Consider the following 2,637-nt stretch of genomic DNA (forward strand, 5'->3'; position numbering starts at 1 on the left):
TGAAATTCTTCAAAGTTCAAAATTTAATGATATTGTTATATTTAGTTTGGTTTTTCCAAAGTGTCGCACAACGTTTCGCGGCTTTAAGAAGTTGGGGATTTGTAAGCCCGAAACTTTCGATTAATCACCGAAAATCAAAAGTACAAAACAAACTTTAAATTAAGCCCGAAAACCCCAATTTCTTAAAACCGCTGTTAGCTGCTGCTTTTTTTATTATTTAGATTTTAATTCTTTTAATACCTGCTTTATAAATTTTTCTTTGTCCTTTTTAGCCTCACTAATCGTCGCTTTTAATTCTTCTGACATTGCAAAATATTTATCTGTCCAAATATAAATTTCCATAATAATAGGTAATAATTCTATTCCTTTTTGTGTGAGTTTATACAATTTTTTTGCTTTGCTATCGGGGTGTTCTAGTTTTTTAATAATACCATTTTCTTCTAATGATTTTAATCTTGCTGCTAAAATATTAGTTGCAATTCCTTCTTCCGATTTTATAAAATCATTATAGGTGCATTTGTTGGTAAACATTAAGTCACGAATAATAAGCAATGACCACTTATCTCCAAAGACATCGAGTGAGTAACTTAATGGACATTCTGATCTAGGTTGTATCATAAAATAAAATATTTTTTAAAATAATTTGAAAAGCACTTGCAAATCAAAAGTTGTATTATATATTTGCACTTGCAATATGCAAGCAAAAGTAAATATAAATTTTTAAATACAAATAAAATGAAGCAAAATATTTTAGTTACAGGTGCATCATCGGGTTTTGGTTTGTTGGTAGCAAATGAACTTTACAAAAAAGGTTATAATGTTATCGGCACAAGTAGAAATCCTGAAAAAGTGCAATCTGCAGTTCTTTTCAAAATGATTGCATTGGACCTTGATTCAGAATAATCTATAAATACATTACCTGAAAGACTTTTTAAAGAAATCGGTAAATTGGATGTTTTGATAAATAACGCAGGTTTTTTAGTTGCAGGTATAGCAGAAGAAACTCCAATTGAATTGGGTAGAAAACAATTTGAAACCAACTTTTGGGGAACTATAAAAGTGACTAATGCTATTTTACCACATTTTAGAAAACAAAAATCTGGAAAAATTATCACATTGGGTTCAATAGTTGGGTTAGTTTCTTTTCCAAATGCAGCTTACTATTCAGCATCAAAGCATGCCTTGGAAGGATATTTCAAAGCATTACGATATGAGTTGAACGATTTTAATGTAAGCGTTGCTATGATTCAACCTGCTGCTTTTAAAACAAATATTGTTGATAATTCATCTTCTCCAATTGCAAAAATTGAAGATTATAATTCATTGAGAGCAAAAATTGAAAAATTTTCAAATGAATTGGTAAAAAATGCCGAAGATCCTATTATGGTTGTAGAAAAAATAATGCACGTTATTGAGATAGATAAACCCAAATTTAGAAACATTGTTGGTAAAGGAACTTCTGTGTTAATCAATTTACAGCATTTTGCTTACGGTATTTTAGAAAAAAATATACTTAAACAATTGAATAAATCTTAAAATAAACGAAAATGAAAGCATTCATTGTAAATAAATACGGCAAAAAAGAAAAATTGCATTTAACAGATTGGGCTGAACCAATTCTAAATGAAAATGATGTATTGGTACAAGTACATTCGGCTGGTGTCAATTTATTGGATTCACTTATCAGAAATGGTGAATTCAAATTGTTTCTACCATACAAACCTCAATTTATAAATGGTCACGATGTGGCTGGTGTAGTTACTAAAATAGGTTCAAAAGTAAGTAAACTTAAAGTTGGCGATGAAGTTTATTCTCGTCCATCTGATTTTCGAATTGGTACTTTCGCCGAATATATTTCTATAGATGAAAAAGATGTAGCATTAAAACCAAAAAATCTTTCAATGGAAGAAGCTGGTTCAATTCCACTAGTTGGTTTAACAGCTTGGCAAGCACTTGTAGAAGTTGGTAATGTAAAAAAAGGTCAAAAAGTTTTCATTCAAGCTGGTTCGGGTGGTGTTGGTACATTTGCCATTCAACTAGCTAAACATTTAGGCGCTTTTGTTGCTACAACTACAAGTTCAAAAAATATTGATTTAGTAAAAAGTCTAGGTGCAGATTTAATTATTGATTATAAAATAGAAGATTTTGAAACTAAGTTAAAGGATTATGATTTAGTATTGCACAGCAATAGAGACGCAAAAATTCTTGAAAAATCATTACGAATTCTAAAACGTGGAGGACAATTAATTTCTCTTGTCGGTCCACCTACACCTGAATTTGCTAGTGCAATTGGTTTAGCTTGGTATTTGAAATTTGTAATTAGTCTTTTAAGTTTTAGTGCTAGAAAAAAAGCAAAAAAATTGAATATATCTTTTAAATTCTTGTTTATGAGAGCAGAAGGAAAACAATTAGGAGAAATAACAAAGTTAATAGAAGCAGGAATTATTAAACCTGTTATTGACAAAGTATTCCCATTTGAGCAAACTAACGAAGCATTATCTTATATTGAAACTGGAAGATCGAGAGGAAAAGTTGTTGTAAAGGTTAAGTAGCTTTTTTGTACTATTTTTCACAAAGTAGCAGCTAACGTTTCGTCGCTTGCGCCAGTGGCGATTTTCGACACTGACGAAAACAAAT

General features: G+C 30.2%; 2 protein-coding genes and 1 pseudogene. 2 read left to right on the forward strand and 1 reads right to left on the reverse strand.

Going from position 1 to position 2,637, the window contains the following annotated elements:
- Positions 1-213: 213 nt before the first annotated feature.
- A complete protein-coding gene (locus ACODSI_RS14925; protein ID WP_488917654.1) occupies positions 214-618 on the reverse strand; it encodes a winged helix-turn-helix transcriptional regulator in 405 nt (134 codons plus the stop codon).
- Between the two features lie 117 nt (positions 619-735).
- Here ACODSI_RS14925 and ACODSI_RS14930 point away from each other — a divergent pair.
- Positions 736-1,536: pseudogene (locus ACODSI_RS14930) on the forward strand (SDR family oxidoreductase).
- A gap of 11 nt (positions 1,537-1,547) precedes the next feature.
- Positions 1,548-2,552 carry an NADP-dependent oxidoreductase gene (locus ACODSI_RS14935; protein WP_488917655.1) on the forward strand — a complete coding sequence of 335 codons (1,005 nt, stop codon included), beginning with the start codon at positions 1,548-1,550 and terminating at the stop codon, positions 2,550-2,552.
- The last annotated feature ends 85 nt before the right edge of the window (positions 2,553-2,637 follow it).

The organism is Flavobacterium sp. FG139 (assembly GCF_057809695.1).

Coding starts and splice junctions, on each gene's coding strand:
- ACODSI_RS14925 (WP_488917654.1), bottom strand. CDS start 618: ATGATACAACCTAGATCAGAATGTCCATTAAGTTACTCACTCGATGTC.
- ACODSI_RS14935 (WP_488917655.1), top strand. CDS start 1,548: ATGAAAGCATTCATTGTAAATAAATACGGCAAAAAAGAAAAATTGCAT.